The 4804-nt window shown below is 62.7% G+C and carries 5 protein-coding genes and 1 rRNA gene; 5 read left to right on the top strand and 1 reads right to left on the bottom strand.

The features are described 5' to 3' along the window. The 4 genes from rrf to ACZO3G_RS14395 form a co-directional block, all read left to right on the top strand. A 5S ribosomal RNA gene (rrf, locus tag ACZO3G_RS14380) occupies positions 1–99 on the top strand; the annotation flags it as partial. A gap of 130 nt (positions 100–229) precedes the next feature. Continuing rightward, positions 230–973, top strand: a complete 744-nt coding sequence (locus ACZO3G_RS14385) for a hypothetical protein (protein ID WP_276874625.1) — start codon at positions 230–232, stop codon at positions 971–973. A 15-nt stretch (positions 974–988) separates the two neighbouring features. After that, complete coding sequence (locus ACZO3G_RS14390; RefSeq protein WP_101547926.1) at positions 989–1270, top strand: hypothetical protein; 282 nt, start codon at positions 989–991, stop codon at positions 1268–1270. Positions 1271–1414: 144 nt separating this feature from the next. Next, positions 1415–3664, top strand: a complete 2250-nt coding sequence (locus tag ACZO3G_RS14395; protein ID WP_276874622.1) for a vitamin B12-dependent ribonucleotide reductase — start codon at positions 1415–1417, stop codon at positions 3662–3664. A 160-nt stretch (positions 3665–3824) separates the two neighbouring features. Here ACZO3G_RS14395 and ACZO3G_RS14400 read toward each other — a convergent pair whose 3' ends face one another. Next, positions 3825–4088 carry a DUF6809 family protein gene (locus ACZO3G_RS14400; RefSeq protein WP_121587135.1) on the bottom strand — a complete coding sequence of 88 codons (264 nt, stop codon included), beginning with the start codon at positions 4086–4088 and terminating at the stop codon, positions 3825–3827. Positions 4089–4189: 101 nt separating this feature from the next. Here ACZO3G_RS14400 and ACZO3G_RS14405 point away from each other — a divergent pair, with 101 nt between their 5' ends. After that, positions 4190–4423: a helix-turn-helix domain-containing protein gene (locus ACZO3G_RS14405; RefSeq protein ID WP_121587134.1), complete on the top strand. Its 234-nt coding sequence runs from the start codon at positions 4190–4192 to the stop codon at positions 4421–4423. The last annotated feature ends 381 nt before the right edge of the window (positions 4424–4804 follow it).

A 4804-nucleotide genomic window follows, 5' to 3' on the forward strand; every position in this document is an offset into this window, starting at 1 on the left:
GAGGTCCCACCTGTTCCCATCCCGAACACAGAAGTTAAGCTCAGCGGTGCCGACAATACTTGGAGGGTGACTTCCCGGGAAGATAGGTCTATGCCAGCTCCACAAAAAGCAACGTCCTTCGGGCGTTGCTTTTTTGTTTCCTGAGTTCCCTTTTTCCAGCGGCCAGACGGGGCTTCTTGCAGGAATCCCCGATTTGTAATACACTATAGAGGGGAAAGGGGGCGCGGATATGGAGCGGCTGAGGCGTTTTTATGAAGCGCACCGGAGGCCGGTGCGGATTGCGGGCGCCCTGCTTGCGGGGCTGCTGACACTTTGCTATCTGCTTATCTTTTTTCAGCGGGGCGCAAACCTCTACGACACCTTCCTGCGGCGGAAAGCCTCCCCCTATTCCGCCTCCGCGTGGACCTACAGCGGAAAAAATCACTGGGGGAAGGTGCGCATCGACGTTGAAGCGGTGGAATCGAACACCTATCGGCTGATTTACGCGCTGCCCGGAAACCCTGAGCGGGACTACCTCGTGCGTTTTGCCGGGGCGGAGGACCGCTATGCCGAGCGGCAGATCGTGATCAGCAGCGGCGGGGTGGAACGGTTCCGGGGAACCTACCACCCGGACGGCCTCTTTCTCTATAACGAGCAGGGGGAGCCGGTGCTCGACGTGGACGCCTTCGTCTCCCACGACGGGAAAAACCCCTTTGCCGGGCGAGAGCCCTCCTATTACGACATGGCGCAGCTGGCCTCCGGCAGCGGAGACACGGTGCAGGGCAACGGCGCGCTCCTCTTTTCAGCGGTTCTGATCGCGGCTCTCTGGGCGGTGGACCGGCGGTGGCCGCGCCTCTTTTTTGATCTGCGGCACATGTGGTGGTGCGTCGGCGCAGAGCCGAGCGAGTTGTTTTTATCGGCGCAGCGGCTGCTTTGGGTTGTGCTGCCCATTTTATCGATCTTTCTGGCGCTCCTGGCGCTGATCATTCACTAAGGGGAGGAAACAGAGATGAACCAGTTCCATCCAAACCGGACAAACGCTTCCGGGGCGCTCTTTTTCGGCATCGCGGCGCTGCTCAGTTCACTGATGGGCGACCTGATGGCCGCCCTCGTGCTGGGGGCCGCGGGGATTTTCCTCGGGGTCGTCACGCGGAAATACGCCGCGCCCGACGAGGGCGGCGGGCTTCCTATTACAGGGATCGCCCTGTCGGCCGCGGGGCTGCTGATGGCGGGGCTGATCTTCGCGCTGCTCATGGTGGGCGGCCTTGCCGCGCCGGCCGCGGGACTTTAAATCCATATCGGGCCAGGGGCGCGTCCGCAAAAAAGTGCGGGCGCGCCTCTTTTGGGTATTGCGGAGTAAAAGAGTATATGATACAATATCTTGTGTCAGATATTCTATATAAGGCGATTATCTTGTGGCAGAGGAAGGGACAATATGAAAATCGGCAAGAATGCGATCACCGTATTGGAAAAGCGGTACCTGAAAAAGGATGAAAACGGAAAGAATATTGAGACGGTCGAGCAGATGTTCCGCCGCGTGGCGGACGCGATCGCGGCCGCGGACGCCGCCTACGACGACAAGGCGGACGTCAAAAAGCTGTCCGACCGGTTTTACGAGCTGATGACCAATTTGGAGTTCCTCCCCAACTCCCCGACGCTGATGAACGCGGGCAAGGAGCTCGGACAGCTTTCCGCCTGCTTCGTGCTGCCGGTGGGCGACTCGATGGAGGAGATCTTCGAGGCGATCAAGCAGGCGGCGCTGATCCACAAGTCGGGCGGCGGGACCGGCTTTTCCTTCTCCCGCCTGCGCGCCTCGGGCGCGACGGTGCGCAGCACCGGCGGTGTGGCGAGCGGGCCGGTCAGCTTTATGCGGGTCTTCAACATGGCCACCGAGGCGGTCAAGCAGGGGGGCACCCGGCGGGGCGCGAACATGGGCATTCTGCGGGTGGATCATCCGGATATCCTCGATTTCATCGATTGCAAGAAGAACAATGCGGACATCACCAACTTCAACATTTCGGTGGGGATCACCGAGGCGTTTATGCAGGCGGTGCAAAACGGCGACGCCTATGAGCTGGTCGACCCCAAGAGCAAGCAGGCGGTCGGCGAGCTGGAGGCGCGCGAGGTGTTCCACAAGATCGTCGAGAGCGCGTGGCGCAACGGCGAGCCGGGCATCATCTTCCTCGACCGGCTCAACCGGGACAACGTCGTCCCTTCGCAGGGGGAGATCGAGAGCACCAATCCCTGCGGCGAACAGCCGCTGCTGCCCTATGAGTCGTGCAACCTCGGGTCGATCAACCTTGTCACCATGCTCGCCAAGGACAAGAACGGCTGGCGGATCGATTATAAAAAACTCGAGCGGACGGTCGAGGACGCGGTGCACTTCCTCGACAACGTCATCGACGTGAACAAATATCCGCTCGAGGAGATCGATTTCACCACCAAACAGACCCGCAAAATCGGGCTTGGCGTGATGGGCTGGTCGGACATGCTCGCCTATCTCGGCATGTCCTACAATTCCGAGGAAGCGGTCGCCCTCGCGGGCGAGGTCATGAAGTTCATCACCGAGACGGGCCGCCGCGCCTCCGCGCGGCTTGCCAAGGTACGCGGCGCCTTCCCGCTCTTTGGGGAGAGCATCTTCGCCGCCGGGGAACCGCTGCGCAACGCCACGATCACCACCATCGCGCCCACCGGGACCCTGTCGATCATCGCGGGCTGCTCGTCGGGCGTGGAGCCGGTGTTCGCCTACGTCTTCATCCGCAACGTCATGGACGGCACCGAGATGATCGAGGTGAACCCCGTGCTGCGGGAGACCCTCGAGGCGCGCGGCCTCTACAGCGACGAGCTGATGAAGAAGATCGCCGCGGAGGGAACCCTCCAGCACATCGACGAGATCCCCGACGACATCAAGCGCGTATTCGTCTGTTCCCACGACGTGAGCCCGCTCTACCATGTCAAGATGCAGGCGGCGTTCCAGAAGCACACCGACAACGCCGTCTCCAAGACGGTCAACTTCGCGCACGGCGCGACGATGGAGGACGTTGAAGAGGTCTACATGCTCGCCTACGAGCTCGACTGCAAGGGCGTCACGATCTACCGTGACGGCAGCCGCGCCGAGCAGGTGCTCAACATCGGTTCGGTGAAGAAGGAGGGCGAGACGGAAGCGCCGCCCGCCATGCGCACGGACATCCGTCCCCGTCCGCGCCCGGAGGTCACCTGCGGCCTGACCGAACGCATGAAGATCGGATGCGGGAACCTGTACGTCACGGTCAACTATGACGAGCACGGCATCTGCGAGGTGTTCACCTCCACCGGCAAGGCGGGCGGATGCCCCTCCCAGTCGGAGGCGACCGCGCGGCTGGTGTCCATCGCGCTGCGCTCGGGCGTCTCGATCGACGAGATCCTCGACCAGCTCCGCGGCATCCGCTGCCCCTCCACCATCCGCCACGCGGGGATGAAGTGCACCTCCTGCCCCGACGCGATCGCCCGCGTCATCAAAAAGACCGCCGACATGATCGAGAACCAGAAGCTCGGCCTGCCCGCGGCGGAACCCGCCCGGACCGAGGCGCCCGCCTCCGGCGCGGCGGCCCTCAACGCGAAATTCTGCCCCGAGTGCGGCAGCGCCCTCGAACATGAGGGCGGCTGCGTGAGCTGCCGCAGCTGCGGATACTCCAAGTGCAACTGAGGAGAACGGAAAAAGAAGGCCGGGGACGAAAGTCCCCGGCTTTCCTTTTGCGGCTCTTCAAGCCGCAGGGGCCGGCCTTTTGAAAAAGGCCTTGCGAAAACTTTGATCAGGCCGGCCGCCCCGCGCCCCACCCCGCCGCGACCCGTGAGGCGGGGTCCCGTCAAAGCCCGGCGGAGGCCGCCAGCCTCGCCCGCAGCCGCCAGCCCCCGGCAAACGCCGCCGCGGCCGTGCAGTCGCACAGCGCGGCCTGCGCGTCCTCGACGCGCAGCAACAAACGCCGCTGGCGTTTGTTGAGCGTTTGCCGGAGCGCCGCGCGCGCCGCGTCGTATTCGTCCGATGCGGCGTTATATTCCGGCGTGTCGCGGCAGCGCTCCTCGATGAAGGACAACCGCTCGAGATAAAGCTCCTCTAAAGTGTCTGACATAGCATTTCCTCCTTTATGAACACCATATGGTGTTCATAAAGCCAATTATACACCAAGCGGTGTATAATTGCAATCAGAAAACCGTGCTTGGAGGAGAAAAAATGGCAAAATATTTGCGGATACATGATCTTCGCGAGGACCGCGACAAAACACAGCAGCAACTGGCAGACGAGCTGAACATGTACAAGACGACTTACGCTCGTTATGAGCAGGGGGAACGCGAACCGCCATTTGCATTTATGATTCAGCTGGCGCAATACTATGGCGTGAGCCTTGACTATCTGGCTGGATTGACAGACTCCCCGGAGCCGCCGGCGGAAAACAACGCCCCGTAGAGGCGTTCGCGCGCTTTGCGCGCGTGCGCTGCTTCGCCGCGCAGTTTTCCGCCTCCCCGTGGGAGATGCGAGCGAAATAAAAACGGCCGTGTCTCTCCGAATGTACTTTCGGTACGGTTCCGGGGACTCTCGGGCAGAGGCATTGCGCCCGCGGCGCGGCGGCTGGCGGGATGCTGTAGGCGCGTTCGCTGATCCGTGAACCGGGCGCCGCCGACTTTGGCCGAAGGCCAACCGGAGGCGGCGCGGGGGTCGCAGGGGATTTGGCCGCAGGCCATCCTGATAGAGAATCCGGCCCGCAGGGCCGGGTCCGCGAAGCGGACTCAAGCCGGGGCCGCGGGGCGGAGCGCCCGCGAGCGGCCGTCGCGCGTAGCGCGCTCCGGG

This window comes from Anaerotruncus sp., assembly GCF_057433415.1.